The following is a 14,019-nucleotide window of genomic DNA, read 5'->3' on the forward strand; positions in this document are numbered from 1 at the left end:
CCGGAGGCCGGCGATACACCAACGGCAGATCGATGGCCAGGTTATGGTCAGCGCGGCCGTGTTCGCCCAGCTGTCGCGGCATGTGCTGCCCCACAACGGATGTTGTGCCGGGGATCTCCAGGTAGCCCTCTTTCCTCGGTCACGCCGAACGACGCATCAGACGATGCGCACTGGTGGTGCACGGTCATGACGCCGCGCATGTTGGCGTCACGCTGAGGTGCCTGGCCGGCTCCGCCACGTCCTCGGACCTTGACGTCAGTGCGCTGCTGGAGCATCCGCAGCACGTACCCGTACGACCTGTTGAGGTCTGCGCTGATACGGCGGACGCTGTGCCCGTCCACGAGGTATCTCCTTTTGATTTCCCGAGAAAGGAGCTCATAGTCCTTGCCGGCGATTCGCGACTGTGGAGGGTAAACGGTCGTCGTGCCGCCCTGGGCGATGACAAGGTTCGGGCCGTCCGGGTAGATCCGATCGGGCTTGCTCATCGAGAGTTCTCCATATCGGCACATGAGATACGGGAGTGGCGATTCTGCGATGTCGTCCGTGTTCTGGGATAGGGGCTGGGTTTCACCTCTACGTACTGCCGGGCTCGGGCAGGCGATCGCGGGAAGGGGATGACGACGGCAAGCGGCTCCTCCGATGAGGTAGCTGGCCAGGCTCCGATCACATCGGGGTCTCTCTCAGGCCAGACCACAACCTCGTCCGCTCGTTCCTGCTCAACGCGGGCGACGATGGCAAACACCGACCAGTCCGGCTTCTGCTTCGCGATGAAGCGCTGACGTCGCCGCGCTCGCTGCCAGTCGGCAACAATCCACCGCGCTACGAGCAGGATTAGCGCTCCGACAACGACCAGCGCGAAGGTCACCCAGCTGTTCATAGGCTTGACGGTTCGTCGTCGCCGGTCGCGACGGCCGTATCGTCGCGCAGCGCGTGCTTGGGCTTGGCCGGATTGTTTTCGGCATACTGGTGGAGAAGCTCGCCCAACTCGATGAGCAGCCCGCCGAATTCGTGCTGCTTGGCTGTCGACATCGTCTCCGCCAGCAGGGCTGTGACCACGTTAGGCACTTGTTCATTGACACTGAGCAGGGCGTTCACCAGGTCGCCGGTGTAGCGGCTCATGAGATCACCTCGGTGAGTTCGTCGGTCAAGATCCGGAGCTTTGCACCTGTTCGATGGTTGACCGAGGTCAACCGTGTGGCGATCGACTTCGTGCCAAAGAGATGGTTGGTCTCGATCACCAGTGCGTAGGCGTTCTGATTGAGTTGTAGTACGTCCATCAGCCCGGTGAAGCCTGGCCGGATGAGCGTTGAGCCGGGCACGCCGCGGTCTCGGAAGACGGCGCCGAGATGCCACCCCTCTGACAGACACCACCACTCCAGAAGGTCGGCGCAGGCCGCCAGGTAGGCCGTATTGCGTCGGGTGTGGTGGATGTAGCCGTAGACCACCTGATTTGTAGGGGTGGCGGGTTCGGTTGCCGCTTTGGCGAGCAGTCTTGTGCACAGCTCTTGGTGTTCGGGGAAGGCATCCGATGTCATCTCAACGGCCACCTTCACATTCGAGGGGTTCGGTCGTTCGCAGGACGGTGTCTTCTTGCCGTTGGTGCTTCTCAACGACCATCTGGCTGACGCTGATGACGAGTTCGGTCGCCGCCATCTCCGGGATGATCACCGTTTCGCGTGGGTCGCCGACCTCTATCGCGATTTGCGGGCCGCTGTCCGTGTTGAGTAGCCCCACCACGATCTGCGCTGGCTGGCCATTCAAGGTGCGCGCAGGAGTAATCAGCGAGGTAATCCAGCGCTGTGCTGCCATGCGCCCTCCCAGTACGGTTAGCTTGCGGTCACCAGAGTGGTGAGACTGGTGCAAGTGGTGATGCACCATTCTCACCTTGCGCACCACTGCGGCGCAATGGCCTGATCGGGTGACGCCTGGGGGCTAGCTGACGTGCCATATGCTGTGGTGCATGGCCAGCAACACCCGAAGCGTCAAAGCCCTCACGCTCGGCTCAGCGCTAATCGAGCTGCGCAAGGAAGCTGGGCTCAGTCAGCGGAAGCTCGCCTCTGAGATCGGGCGCGATCACGCCACGTTGTCCAGGTGGGAGTCCGGTGAACGGCCGCCCAAGGCAGCCGAAGTGTCGGAAATCCTGCGGATTCTCAATGTGACCGGCGAACGCGCAGCAGATGTCATCGATATGGCCAGCGGCACTGATGAGTCCCAGTGGCTCGCGGTGACGATTCCCGAGCGCCGCCAGCAACTCAGTGCGCTACTCACCGCTGAGGCCAGGGCATCGCACGTCACTCAGGTCGCACCGTTGCTGATCCCGGGTACTTTGCAGACTAGCGACGTGATCCGGGCGATCATGGTCGAGAGCGGCGTCCCCGCCGGCGAGATCGCCGAACGTGTCGCTGTGCGGATCGGGCGGCGTGACCTCTACACTCGCCGCGAGCCGGCGCAGCTCGATATCCTGCTCGGTGAGCTCGCGATCCGGCAGATCATCGGCTCTCGCAAGGTTATGGCCGACCAGCTCCGCTACCTGCTCGAGCTCGGCGAGTTACCCAACGTCAGCATCCGGGTAGTCCCGTACTCGGCGAGCTGGTATCCCGGCCTCGCCGGCAGCTTCATTCTCATCGACAGTGAGGATGCGGAGACCCCGACCATCGTGCACGTGGAGATGCAGCGCTCTGGCCTGATCCTCCACGACCGCGACGACGTCGACGCCCACCGGCACGCCGCCGACTTGGTGCGAGAAAAGGCGATGAGCCCAGCCGACACGCAGGGGCTCATCACCGAAGTCCTCACTGAAATGGAGAACGTGTAGTGACGATATCGTCCGACGGCTGGTTCAAGTCGGCCCGGAGTAAAGAAACCGCCGATTGTGTCGAGGTCCGGCTCGCCGATGATGTCGGCATCCGGGACACGAAAGATCGCGACGGTGGTCAACTCGCAATCGCGAACCGTTCCTGGACTGCGTTTGTGAGTGCACTGACTAACCAATAGTGGAATGAACGAGCCCCGGTGCAATCGGATACTGCGCCGGGGCTCGTTCATGCTTGAAGGGATAAGCAGTTGCGGCTGGAGATGCTGATCGGTGCGGTCGAATCGTCGTCCACTGCGTCAGTCAATTTCGGCACAACTCGCCTGTGTGCCGGACTTCCCAAGTAAGCGGTCTGCTGTGCCGCACTGACGGCGAGTCGAAACTGGTTGATCAGCGACTTCAATGCCGACACGTCATCCGCGGGCTGCGAGTGCGACGCGGTCGCGCCCGGCGGCTTTGCCGGCGTAGAGGGCGGCGTCGGCGGCGCGCAGGAGCCCTTCGATGGTGTTTTCGCGGATGTCGGGATACACCGCACCACCGACGGTCGCCGAGACGTGCACGGGTCGTCCGCTGTGATCGGTGATCTGCAGCCCCCGGACGCGGTGGCGGATCCGTTCGGCGACGACTCGGGCTTCGTCTTCGGTGACATCGGGCAGGAGAACCGCGAACTCCTCGCCGCCGTAGCGGCCGACGCTATCCCCGCGGCGGGCTGCTTTGGTGAGTGCGTCGGCGACTTTGATCAGGACGTCGTCGCCGACGAGGTGGCCGTGGGTGTCGTTGATGCGCTTGAAGAAGTCGAGGTCGACCATCAGCACCGCCATCGTCCCCCGTTCCGCGCGGACCCGCTGCAGTTCGACCCGGGCTTGGTCTTGCCATGCCACGGCGTGCAGCAAACCGGTGCGCTGGTCGGTGCGGGCGGCGAGCCGCAGTTGGTGCAACAGCACGCATTGGTGCAGCGCGACGACGGGAACGATCATGAGCAGTGCCGTCGGTGGCCACCAGAGCAGCGCGAGCGCGACGAACAGGCCCAGAGTGAGCTGCGCCACTTCCAGTAGATTATCGTGGCCGCCGCCGAGCACGTCACGAGCGCGGTGAACGTGGGCGGTCAGCAGGATCACCCCGGCGATGAGCACGGTGTTCACCGTCCATTGGGCGCCGATCGCCGCGACGAGGACGACCGCGTCGAGCAGCCCGGGGTGCGCTCCAGTGTCGAGAGTGAGCAGGTGATCGTGGAGTTCGGTGGCCCGGGCGATCAGCATCGCCGCCGACGCCGCCAGCGCGAGGGTGGAGGCGGTGAACACAGTCCGGTGGGGTGGGCGGTGGGCGTCGAAGCGGTTGACCATCACCCACCGGTGGATGTAGATGAGGGCGACGAGCAGCAGCTCGAGTGGTGGGGACAGCACGAGCGCCCCGGCGAAGATCCACACGCTGCACAGGTCGACGTAAGGAGAGTGAGAGTGGTCGCGCCGGACGCGTTCGACAACGTGTGAGGCGTGCAGATGCATTACTGCGCAGGCCGCCAGCCAGCCGAAGGTGATCCACTGCGCACCGGTCGGGGTCGATCGTGTTGCGGCGATCACGGCCGCCAGGGCCAGGAGGTCGACGGCGATGACGAACGCTTGTGCCGGCCGCGGTAGTGACCAGAGTTTCCAGTGGTGCGGCAGCAATCTGATGTGTCGTGGCGTGGTGCTGGTGGCGCTCATAGCGTTGCCCTCCCCGGCCGCTATCTGCGTAATCGTGTCCCCACGAAGAGTAGCGGCGTTGCAGTCCGATGTCAGCTAAATCGCGACAGAACAGCTCAGCCCCAGGGCTGGGATCATTTTTAGGCCCCAACGTCCCCGTGTCTGGAGGTGATGTGAATGCGTGACAAGGGCTGGTGACCAGAGCGGCAGAGGTGAACGCAGAGGTGTGAGAGGGGGATCGCGATGCGCGACAAAGGCTGGTGAGGCGAACCGCTGGTGCCCACGTGACGGGAGGAGCGGGGGTGAGGCAGGTGCGCGACAAGGGCTGGTGATCGCTCGGCGTGATCGTGGGGGAGCGGCAGGGCTCGGAGGGGAGGTGGCCAGAATGCGTGACAAGGGCTGGTGACCAGCACAGTTAGGCTTCCGCAGGGAGGGCGGCTGCGATCGTGTCGGGATGTCGACGCGACCAGGTGAGGGCTGCAGCGAGCGCGACCAGCGCTCCTGCGGTGCCCGCCCAGGCGATCGCTCCCGCCGCCCCGGCCGTCTGGGCCAGGACCCCGCCGAGCACGACCCCGATACCTTGACCGGCGACCTGGCCGGTGCGGGCGAACCCGAGCGCGCGCCCGCGGACGGCGACCGGCGCGAGCTGCACGAACGTCGCCCCCGCGGTGACCTGATAGCCCGAACACAACCCCGACAGCACCAACAGCACCAACGCCGCTGCCAGGCCAGGGCGCGCCCAGTACCCGAGCAGAGGCAGCGACGTTCCGACGGCCAGCAGACCCAGCGCCCGTAGCCGCCAGATCCGGGGAACGAGGCGCAGCAGCATCGCGCCCACGACGGCTCCGGCGGGTTCGGCCGCGAGGATCACCCCGATCCATCCGCCGGACACCCCGATTTGCTGCGCGAATGGCACCGCGAGTCCCTCCGGCACCACGGTGAACAGCGCGAGCCACCCTAGCCACACCAACGTCCAGAGCTGTCGGTCACCTGCCACGATCACGGCACCGGCGCCGACTTCACGCCACAGGCGCCGCCACCTCGAACCCACGGACACCTCAGCGGCTGGCGGTGGGGGATAGGGCGCGATACCGGCGCGGATCAGGATCGCGGACACCGCGAAGGTGGCCGCGTCGATTCCGAGGGCGGCATGAGCGCCGACGTCGGTCACGACCAGCGCGGCGACCGCGAAACCGAGGACCAGGCTCAGCTGCCCGGTGATCTGCTGCACCGCCTGGCCGGCTTCATACCGGCGGCCGAGCATCTCCGGCAGCACCGCACCCTGCGCGGCGGAGAACGGTGCCTCCACCAGCTGCACCACGACCAGCAACCCGGCGACGACCCCCAGCGGAATCGCGGGTATCGCCATGACGGAGACCAGCGCGGCGCGCAGGACGTCGCAGGCGACCATGACCCGGCGGCGGTCGAAACGGTCGGCCAGCCACGCGAACAGCGCACCGGAGACCAGCGCCGGCAGCATCGACAACGCGTACGTGCCGGCGCTCAACGCCGCGGAGCCGGTGCGTTGGAACACCAGGATCGACAGCGCCACCCGCGCCAGCTGGTCCCCGATCACCGACCCCAGTCCTGCGGTCCACAGCACCCGAAATTGCGGTACTCCGAACGCAGCGGACACGGTCCTCGTACGCTGGTCGGCCATCCCCACCCCAAGTTCGCTACTGACGGCATGCGCGAAGCCACTGACAGTACCTTCGATGACGTACGAACGAGATCGGTCACGCGAACTGGTGCAGGTCAACACTTACCTCACTACCGGCGACGCCGCCGGTTTCAACCTCCATTGGGACGACCACGATGTCATCGTCGTTCAGCTCGGCGGGGAGAAGACTTGGGAGGTGCGGGGCGCCTCGCGGACCGCGCCGATGTACCGCGATGTCGAACGTAACAACGAACCACCCTCGGACATCGTCTGGTCAGGGACGATGAAGACGGGCGATGTCATGCACATCCCCCGCGGCTACTGGCACCAGGCCACTAGGGCCGAACGCGGGGCCGGCTTCAGCCTTCACGCCACCTTTGGGTTCGTGGCCTTCCCTGTCAAGTCAACGTGTTGAACCCTCGACGCGAGAGCCCTGCAGTCGATCTGCGGTGGTGATCGTCCTGACCCAACCGGACCGCGCCGACCACCCGCCTGGACCTGGAGCCGCGTGTGCTGTTCGCCGCCCGCACCACACGAGACCGCGAACGGCGGTGATCACCAGTGCTGGGGTGAACCCCCTGCCGTCAGCCCTGGCCCGTGTCAGAGTCGGTAGAGCAGACCCTTGCCCAGGGAAAATAGCAGCGGCTCCAACTCTAGGTGGTCTTCGCTGGTCAGGCCCAGGAAGCGGCCGATAACCGCGAGCAGCGCGAGCCGGCCGCTGTGGGCATCCAGGACTGAGCCGAACAACGTACGAACTCGCTGCGCGGTTGGTGCGTGGAGCAGACTGGCGCAGTAGAGCGTGGCAGCGTCGTACCCGGCCGGTGCCCGCCGCCAGGTCTCCCAGTCCACGATGCACAGCTGCGGCCCGGTGAGATTCCCCCAGTGCAGATCGGTGTGCGCGGTGGTCCACGCCACCGAGTCGAACACCATCGGGTCAAGGTCGACGCCGAAGTGGTCGCGGACGTCCCCGATCATGCTGCCGACAGTGTCGTACTCGTCGCACTCGGGAACAGGATGCTTCGCCAAGACGGTCAACGCTGAACCCAAGCTGGCCCACCATTCGTCGGGTAGGCAAGGGTCTTCGCGCAGGACACTGTCCTGGCAGATGGCGTTCCCCGGTGCGAGGGACATGATCTCGCCGCGGAGCCGGCGTCCGGAGGCGTAGTCGTCGGCGTCCCAGTCAGCCCAGTCCAGCACGGTCGGCTTGGGCACTCCGGCGATCGTGCTGGCTGTGACGTTGCCGTCCCACCGGCAGCGGGGCTGGTAGTCGGGGTCCTCCAGCACCACGCGCAGCCACACCTCGCCGCCATCGGTGGTGTGAGCGGGTCGCCCGGCCGAGCGCATGTCGTAGGTGTTGACGGTCTCACCAGCAGGGGTGAGGTGGAACCTGTCGGCGGCGGCCTGGAGTTGGCCGTCCAACCACCGGCGGCGTTCCTCGACGGCCGCCTCCACGTCTGCGTCATCCATCGGCCGGGCCACTCCGCTTCGTCGTCGGCTGGATCGGTGAGGCTATCGGTTCTTGTGAAACTGGCCTTCCTTGCCCCAGCTGGTCCCCTTCCGCGCCCAGTCGGGGCCCATGCGCGGTGTTGTTGTCGCGGTGGCCGTCCGTCGGCGGGTGGCGATCATGCCCTGGAGCGTCTGGTCGGTAGTTGTGGCGAGCTGTTCGAGGATCGTCATGCTGAGACTTCCTTTCAGATCATGAGGTCGTGCAGGGCCAGGACGGGTGCCTGGAACGAGGTCTGGCAGTGGTTGGTCTCGGTCGCGGTGAAGGTGCCGTGCTCGAAGTAGCGGTTGCCGGCGTGGGCTCCTTGGCGCCATGCGAAGAACTCGCAGGTTTCCTTGCAGCGCTGAACGCTCGCGAGGAACTCCCGGACGTAGGGCTGACCTGCGGCGCGGTCCAGGATCGACGGCAGTGGCTCCGTCGTGACGTTTCCGGCGACGAAATCGGCGTAGCGGGGCTCCTGAACCCCCAGCAGTTCTGGAGACAGCAGGACGACCTCCCCGTTCCACCCGATGGTGGGAAGCGGGTCGTGTCCGGCGTCGGCGTCGCGCAGTGGCTTGTCCAGGCCGAGGAAGCCCAGCAACCACTCGATCTCCCGGATCTCAACCTCGGGGTGCTCGGCGCTCCAGGTGAATGCTTCTCGCCAGAACTGGCGTGCCTGTTCCAGGGCGGGGGTGTGGCCGTGCTGGTTGGCGGCCTCGGCTGCCTCGATGTTGATCCCGATCCGGGTGCATCCCGTGCTGGCGAGGAAGTCCAGGGTCTCGCCGGCGTTGGTGCTGTCGGCGCTGACGACGGCCAGGATTGTGAATGGGATGTCGTGGCGTCGGAGGGTCTCGATGCCAGTCATAGCCCGGTCGAACGCCGGTCGCCCGCGCCGGTCGACCCGGTGTCGGTTGGCTGGTTCGGGTCCATCGATGCTGACCCCGACGGCGAACCCGTACCGCTGGAACAGTTCGCACCACTGGCGGTCGATCAGCGTCGCCGCGGTCTGCACCACGTGACGGATACGGCCATCCGCGCGAAGTGGCTCGAACGGTTCCATCAGCGCGGTCAACCGGGACCGGCCGACGGCCAGAGGTTCACCGCCGTGCCACACGATCTCGACCGGTCCCCGTGCTGACCAGTGGGGCGGGATGGCTGCCGCGATGGCCGCCGCCGTGTCGGTCGTCATCTGCTGGTTGAGGTGCCGCTGCGGCAGGTAGCAGTACGTGCAGTTCAGTGGGCACAGGCTCGTGGGCTGAAGGATGATCGCCGATGGTGCGGCCGCGAGCAGCGGGTGTGCACTGGTGCGTAAGCCCATTTCGTCCATCGGAGCCCCCTGTTTGTCAGACGTGACCAGTGCGGCAGGCGCCCTTGAGGGGGCAAGGTCACGCTTCTATCCGTGGATAGTTAGGATCCAGCTGAGCGTCACAGCCACGAGAGCAGCTGTCAATCTATCCACGGATAGGTTGACCGGATTGGAGTAAGGTCTATGGCCCACCGCTACCTCGATATCGCCGACGACCTCCGTCAACGTCTCAGCTCCGGCGAGTTCCCGGTTGGCACGAAGCTGCCCGGCATGAACCAGCTCGCCGTGCACTACGGAGCGCACAACGACGAGGTCCACGAAGCCGTCATCGCACTGGAGCTGGAGGGCCGCGTCGCCACCCGATCCCGCTCGGGCACCATCGTGTTGCCAGGCGACGCGGAACTGCACCAACTGGATCTCGGCGTGGGAGTGAGCCGCAACGACCTGGGCTACGTCTTCCCCAAGCCCGCCGGCCACTGGCCCGGCCTGCCCGGGACCTACCGCCGAGAATGGCTCGGCTGCCCGGTCGAGATCGCCGAACTCCTCGACATCACTGAGGACGAGCAGGTGTTGTGTCGGTCGGTCGTGGTCGGTCCGGGTTGGCCCATGCAGCTCACCCGCCGCTATTTCCCTCAGGACCTGGCCGCCGGAACCATTCTCGAAGCCGAAGACACCGGGCCCGGCGGCGTCCTCGACCGCCTTGAGCAGGACCTCAACCACGGCCCTCTGGACTGGAGCGACACGTTCGTCGCCCGGATGCCCACTGCCGAGGAAGCCACCGCCCTGACGATTTCGCCGCGTCTGCCGGTCATGGTGACCTTCCGAACCCATACGTCACCAGCTGGGCGGGTCGTGGCCGCCGACGAGATCGTGCGCGATGCCCGCCGGTTCAAGATCACCGTTCCCGTGCATCGGGAGCCCTCTGCCCACTGGCCGGTGCAGCCCGTGACCGGCCGCAATACCGCCTACGAGAAGCCGACCCGACACTGAACCTGGCGCTGGTGAGCGCGCGAACAACCATCTGGAGTCGCGGACGTGCGCGCCATGTACTTCGGCGCGGCAAGGGGCGTAGGCGCGCAGAAAGTCCGCGAACACAGAGTCGTCCCTCTCGTTTGAGAAGCCGGCGCTGTCGGGGATCTTGTGGACGGTTGCATGACAGGTTGGCCGTGAAGGCTCGACCTGCCGAAGGGCTCGCCGGGGCATCCCTTCCCCCAAGCACCTCACGTCGTAGACACAGCACGGCGCCCCGTCCGCCACGATGGTGCTGGAGGACGGGGCGCCGTGCTGCCCGCAGATCAGACGATCTTGCTCACAAGCCAGCCACGGTAGGCGGCGATGCTGGTGTACACCCCCGGCGATCCGGCCTGCGCGCAGCCGCGTGACCAGGAGACGATGCCGTACACGGTGCCGTCGGCTCCCACGGCGGGGCCGCCGCTATCGCCGGTGCAGAAGCCCTGACCGCCCTCGGCCGGTCCGGCGCAGAACATGCGTCCGGTGTCTAGTACCGGGTCGAGGCCGTCGAGGAGACCGCCCTCGTTGCCGCCGAGGCTCAGGTTCAACCCCCCATCGGCGGACTGGCAGGCGCTGGTGGTGGTCACTGGTACCTGGACGGTCTGCAGGACGGTAGGCAGCGCGGTGTCGTCCAGGGCGGTCTTGCCCCAGCCGGTGACGGTCACGGGGTCGCCCGCATTCGGCGCGGCGGCGGCGAGTTCGATGGTGCCGACGGTGCTGCTCGTCACGATCGGGTCGATGAGACGAAGGACAGCGACGTCGGCGGCCATCGTCTCGGCGTTGAAGTTCGTATCCTGGTCGATCCTGCTGACCGCGTTGGTGACTGCCAGCTGGGTGCGGTCGACGCCACCGTACTTGACCTTCAGTTCGGCGGCCGTCTTGCCGTCTACGCAGTGCGCGGCGGTGACCACCGATCGCGTGCCGACCAGGAAGCCGCCGCAGGCGTGGCTGTCGCCGAACCAGCCGGTCGACACGACGCTGACCATGTAGGGCGCGGTGGTGGTTGCGGGGCTGCCGCCGACGATCGCGGCGGCCGGCGAGACGGTGGCGCACGTCAGGGCGAGTGCGGCCCCTGCTGAGACGATGAGCTTGCGCAGCAACAGAACTCCTTCGGAAGGCTTGTGACGCCACGCTCTATACCACGTTGGCGTGCCGAGCCGCAGAAGCCCGGTATCTTCCGGAGCACGCTCTCGACCAGCGCGGCGTGCTCGGCGAAATCGCTCGGCAGTGCGGTGCGCACTGCCCGCAGCGCGGCGGTCTGCCGTCAGTCGTTCGGGTGGAGCGGTCGGCGAGTGGGGAACGGCACCACAGTGGTGTCCGGCTTCATGAGTGCCTCCCGCAGCTGTTGATTCTCCAGCGTGAGTTGATTCACAGCCCGGACGAGCGCGGGAACGTCGGACCGGAGTTGATCGAGTTCGACGTTCTTGTTGGTGATCGTCTTCTTGAGTTTTGTGATGGTGGCTCGCAGACGGGTCTCGACTTCCGGGGGAGCACCGCGTTCTCGGGTCCGCTCGTAGAACTCGTTCCGCAGATCGGTATGGCGCTGCGTAAGGGCATTGCGAGGGACGTCAGCCTCCACAGCGAGGGCGACGATGGTCAGGGCGCCGTTGGAACGTTCTGGGTTGCCGGCCAGGATCCGGTCCATCGCGGCGCGGATGCGGTCGCGTTCATCAGCTGAGGGGCTCATTCAGCGTCACCTGACAACGTGATCCTGGTGCGGTCGTGGGTGTCGGCGTAGGCGCGGAGCTTGCCGGCGTTGGCGCGCAGCCGGTCCCCGACCGGTTGAGGGACGTGAGCGGCGCGCTTGTCGAGGACGTCAGCCCGCTCACGGAGCTGGACGGCGTGCTGATCAGTGCGGATGATGTTGCCGCAGCCAACTACGCAGTGATCCAGGCTAGGGGTTGTCCTTGAGACCCTCGCGATGGCAGAGGGCACTATCTCGCTTGTAGTGGCAGAGCAGCAGTGCGTGGGGGTTGTCGTAGATCATCGCGTTCTCGTTGGCGAGCAGCCGACGCGCGGTGGTGGCAGTGATGACAATGCCGGCGAAGCGCGGCGCGGTAGCGGCGGCGTTGATCGCGCGGCGGGCGGCTGGGCCGGAGACGCCGCCACCGGTGTCGAGGTCGTCGTGTAGATCGGCGACGGTGTCGGCGACCGCGCGGACAGTCTCGATGTCGATCAGGTCCTGGATCCCACCTCGGCCGCGGGAGGCGTAATTCCCCGAGACGGCTGTGCTCAGATGGCCATACTGAATGGCCAGGGCGACCAGGCCGTTGGGGCGGCGAGCGATATGCCAAGCGAGACTCCTGCGGAACCGAGCAGCTCCGATGTGCCCGTCCGGGTCGGGCGGGATGACCTCACCAGTCAGCCCGTGCGCGGTTGCTTCGGCGTTGGCCCAGGCCACGAACTGTTCAATCCGGGGTCGGAATCCCTCCAATTTGAGTGACCCGGTGCCAGATCGTGCCTTGTGCAGCTCGTGAGCGTCGTGATCGAACAGGAGGCGCCCGTCAGGAACCATACGTTCCAAGACACGGATCGCGTTGACCACCGGAGCGATGGCGACCCACGGGACGTCGCGTTCCACCCCGGCGGACAGGTGGTTGCCGTCATCATCGGTCGCGGTCTTGTACTCGTGGCTGCGGATCAAATACCGGCCGATCTTACCCTTGGCGTCGGGCTTGGGGTCCGGGCAGCACCCAGTTCGCAGACCCAGGACCTCACCCGGACGCATACCGGTCAAATACGAACAGGCTATGAAAGCGGCTGTCGCCAGATGACGCATGAGGGTCGCGGCCTCGTTGAAGTCCAGTGCTCCCCGCCATGGCCTCCCAGCGATCCGGCCCGCCACCGGAATGTCCATTGGACATGGTCCAGGTCGCAGGGCTGCGGCGCCCACCAACCCCTCACGCTGGGCGAAGATGTCGATTTGCATGCGGGTAGCCCCGGTGATGCCGCCGATGTAGACGCGGGCGAGGCCGTTCTGGCTGGGGTTCGCGGGCACGGGCGCTTGGGCGGCGATCAACGGATCGAGGTACGCGTGCAGGGCAGCTCTGCTGGCCTGGGTGACGACGTTGGTGCGGGCGGCGTTGGCCAGTCGCTGTCGTTCGGCCCAGGCAGCGAGGATGTCATCGGCCAGATCGATCAGGCGCATCGCCCAGATGAGCAGAGGGCCCATCGTCTGCTCGGCCAGGGGCTCGGTCGAGTTCTCTCCGCCAGTCGTGGTCGCGGCGGGCAGGTAGTCGTCGGCCCCCAGCTCTTGCCAAGGTGGTTTTCCGACGCCGGTTGGGCGGCCGCTGAGCTGATCAAATGCCCACAACCTTGTCAGTGCACACAAGATCTTTTGGACATGGGCTCGTTTGAAACGCGAGGCGAGGAGGTGCTGCCCGTAGTCGTGCAGGGTGCCTGTGTCACAACCAGCGAGGCTGCGAATGTTGCGGGCTTCCAACCACTTCGCCAGGTCCATCCACAACGCCACGGTGCTGCGGATCGTGCCGAGGCTGATGCGAGCCCGCAGGGTGGTGCCCTGTGCTTTCAGGAATGTGGGCCGCAGTTGGCCGTTGATCAGGTTCCAGGCTGCCAGCCGCATCTCGTCCCGGAACGCGAGTGGGCAACTGCGCCAGTGAATTGCGCGCTTGCTGGTGCTGGGGTTCGCGGTCAGCGGGCCGAGAGACCAGACGGCATCGACATAACGGCCGTTGAGATGCACGTGTGCCGGGGTCGTGAGGTGGGAAGGGACGATCGGGCTGTGCGGCATGGGCAGTGGCAGAAGGTAGGAATCGGCCTCGGGGGCGGTACTCATGTGTCACGGGCTCCGGTCAGAAGATGGTCGATGAGGTCCCGGTCGTCGTCGGTGACCCGGGTCAAGGCCTGGGCCCACAGACCGGCGCCGAGCTTGGTCCTCAGGTCGGTGAGACGGGCGTGGGCGTCACCCCAGTCCGCGTCCGGAATTTGTCAAGGTGAGTGAGACCAGTGGGTGTTAGGCGGCTTCGGGTTCGGTCTTCTGGCTGGTGTCGTCAGCTGGTCGGTTGATCCAGACGGTGTCGGGGAGATTGAGCATCTTTGGTGCTG

Annotated in this window: 16 protein-coding genes; 4 read left to right on the forward strand and 12 right to left on the reverse strand. The window is 66.0% G+C overall.

The features are described 5' to 3' along the window. Positions 1-47 precede the first annotated feature (47 nt). The 4 genes from JWQ81_RS30135 to JWQ81_RS30150 all read right to left on the reverse strand — a co-directional run bounded on the left by JWQ81_RS30135 (position 48) and on the right by JWQ81_RS30150 (position 1,809). Positions 48-485 (reverse strand): helix-turn-helix domain-containing protein, encoded by a 438-nt coding sequence (locus JWQ81_RS30135; RefSeq protein WP_297546913.1) that lies wholly within the window; start codon positions 483-485, stop codon positions 48-50. A 388-nt stretch (positions 486-873) separates the two neighbouring features. After that, on the reverse strand, positions 874-1,119 hold the full coding sequence (locus JWQ81_RS30140; RefSeq protein WP_297546915.1) for a hypothetical protein: 246 nt from the start codon (positions 1,117-1,119) through the stop codon (positions 874-876). After that, positions 1,116-1,547 carry a recombinase family protein gene (locus JWQ81_RS30145; RefSeq protein ID WP_297546917.1) on the reverse strand — a complete coding sequence of 144 codons (432 nt, stop codon included), beginning with the start codon at positions 1,545-1,547 and terminating at the stop codon, positions 1,116-1,118. The genes JWQ81_RS30140 and JWQ81_RS30145 overlap by 4 nt, the downstream gene beginning before the upstream one ends. Further along, positions 1,537-1,809 (reverse strand): hypothetical protein, encoded by a 273-nt coding sequence (locus JWQ81_RS30150; RefSeq protein WP_297546919.1) that lies wholly within the window; start codon positions 1,807-1,809, stop codon positions 1,537-1,539. Before JWQ81_RS30150 ends, JWQ81_RS30145 begins: the two co-directional genes overlap by 11 nt. 151 nt (positions 1,810-1,960) lie before the next feature. On the opposite strand from JWQ81_RS30150, the gene JWQ81_RS30155 reads away from it, so the two are divergent. Then, the gene (locus JWQ81_RS30155) at positions 1,961-2,815 is read left to right on the forward strand and encodes a helix-turn-helix transcriptional regulator (protein ID WP_297546921.1); all 855 of its coding nucleotides are present in this window, start codon (positions 1,961-1,963) and stop codon (positions 2,813-2,815) included. Then, the gene (locus JWQ81_RS30160; protein WP_366942353.1) at positions 2,815-2,994 is read left to right on the forward strand and encodes a DUF397 domain-containing protein; all 180 of its coding nucleotides are present in this window, start codon (positions 2,815-2,817) and stop codon (positions 2,992-2,994) included. Before JWQ81_RS30155 ends, JWQ81_RS30160 begins: the two co-directional genes overlap by 1 nt. A 231-nt stretch (positions 2,995-3,225) precedes the next feature. On the opposite strand, the gene JWQ81_RS30165 is transcribed toward JWQ81_RS30160, so the two are convergent. After that, positions 3,226-4,515, reverse strand: coding sequence for a GGDEF domain-containing protein (locus JWQ81_RS30165; RefSeq protein WP_297546923.1), 1,290 nt, complete (start codon positions 4,513-4,515; stop codon positions 3,226-3,228). A 394-nt stretch (positions 4,516-4,909) separates the two neighbouring features. Then, a complete protein-coding gene (locus tag JWQ81_RS30170) occupies positions 4,910-6,154 on the reverse strand; it encodes an MFS transporter (protein WP_297546925.1) in 1,245 nt (414 codons plus the stop codon). Positions 6,155-6,209: 55 nt separating this feature from the next. On the opposite strand from JWQ81_RS30170, the gene JWQ81_RS30175 reads away from it, so the two are divergent. Then, positions 6,210-6,569: a cupin domain-containing protein gene (locus tag JWQ81_RS30175; RefSeq protein ID WP_297546927.1), complete on the forward strand. Its 360-nt coding sequence runs from the start codon at positions 6,210-6,212 to the stop codon at positions 6,567-6,569. A 185-nt stretch (positions 6,570-6,754) separates the two neighbouring features. Here JWQ81_RS30175 and JWQ81_RS30180 read toward each other — a convergent pair whose 3' ends face one another. From JWQ81_RS30180 to amcB, 3 genes are read right to left on the reverse strand one after another with little or no spacing between them, the layout of a single operon-like run. Then, positions 6,755-7,621: a hypothetical protein gene (locus JWQ81_RS30180; protein WP_297546929.1), complete on the reverse strand. Its 867-nt coding sequence runs from the start codon at positions 7,619-7,621 to the stop codon at positions 6,755-6,757. A 42-nt stretch (positions 7,622-7,663) separates the two neighbouring features. Next, positions 7,664-7,831 carry a multiple cyclophane-containing RiPP AmcA gene (gene amcA / locus JWQ81_RS30185; RefSeq protein WP_297546931.1) on the reverse strand — a complete coding sequence of 56 codons (168 nt, stop codon included), beginning with the start codon at positions 7,829-7,831 and terminating at the stop codon, positions 7,664-7,666. 14 nt (positions 7,832-7,845) lie between these two features. Further along, positions 7,846-8,964 (reverse strand): cyclophane-forming radical SAM peptide maturase AmcB, encoded by a 1,119-nt coding sequence (gene amcB, locus JWQ81_RS30190; protein ID WP_297546933.1) that lies wholly within the window; start codon positions 8,962-8,964, stop codon positions 7,846-7,848. A gap of 162 nt (positions 8,965-9,126) precedes the next feature. Between amcB and JWQ81_RS30195 the strand changes: the two genes are divergently transcribed. Next, the gene (locus JWQ81_RS30195) at positions 9,127-9,933 is read left to right on the forward strand and encodes a GntR family transcriptional regulator (RefSeq protein WP_297546935.1); all 807 of its coding nucleotides are present in this window, start codon (positions 9,127-9,129) and stop codon (positions 9,931-9,933) included. Between the two features lie 305 nt (positions 9,934-10,238). Here the strand turns inward: JWQ81_RS30195 and JWQ81_RS30200 are convergent, their stop codons facing one another. The 3 genes from JWQ81_RS30200 to JWQ81_RS30210 form a co-directional block, all read right to left on the reverse strand. After that, positions 10,239-11,054, reverse strand: coding sequence for a serine protease (locus tag JWQ81_RS30200; RefSeq protein ID WP_297546937.1), 816 nt, complete (start codon positions 11,052-11,054; stop codon positions 10,239-10,241). A gap of 164 nt (positions 11,055-11,218) precedes the next feature. Continuing rightward, positions 11,219-11,599, reverse strand: coding sequence for a hypothetical protein (locus JWQ81_RS30205; protein ID WP_297546939.1), 381 nt, complete (start codon positions 11,597-11,599; stop codon positions 11,219-11,221). A gap of 249 nt (positions 11,600-11,848) precedes the next feature. After that, positions 11,849-13,750: an integrase gene (locus tag JWQ81_RS30210; RefSeq protein ID WP_297546941.1), complete on the reverse strand. Its 1,902-nt coding sequence runs from the start codon at positions 13,748-13,750 to the stop codon at positions 11,849-11,851. Positions 13,751-14,019: the final 269 nt, after the last annotated feature.

Source organism: Amycolatopsis sp. (assembly GCF_025464955.1).
Lineage (GTDB): Bacteria > Actinomycetota > Actinomycetes > Mycobacteriales > Pseudonocardiaceae > Amycolatopsis.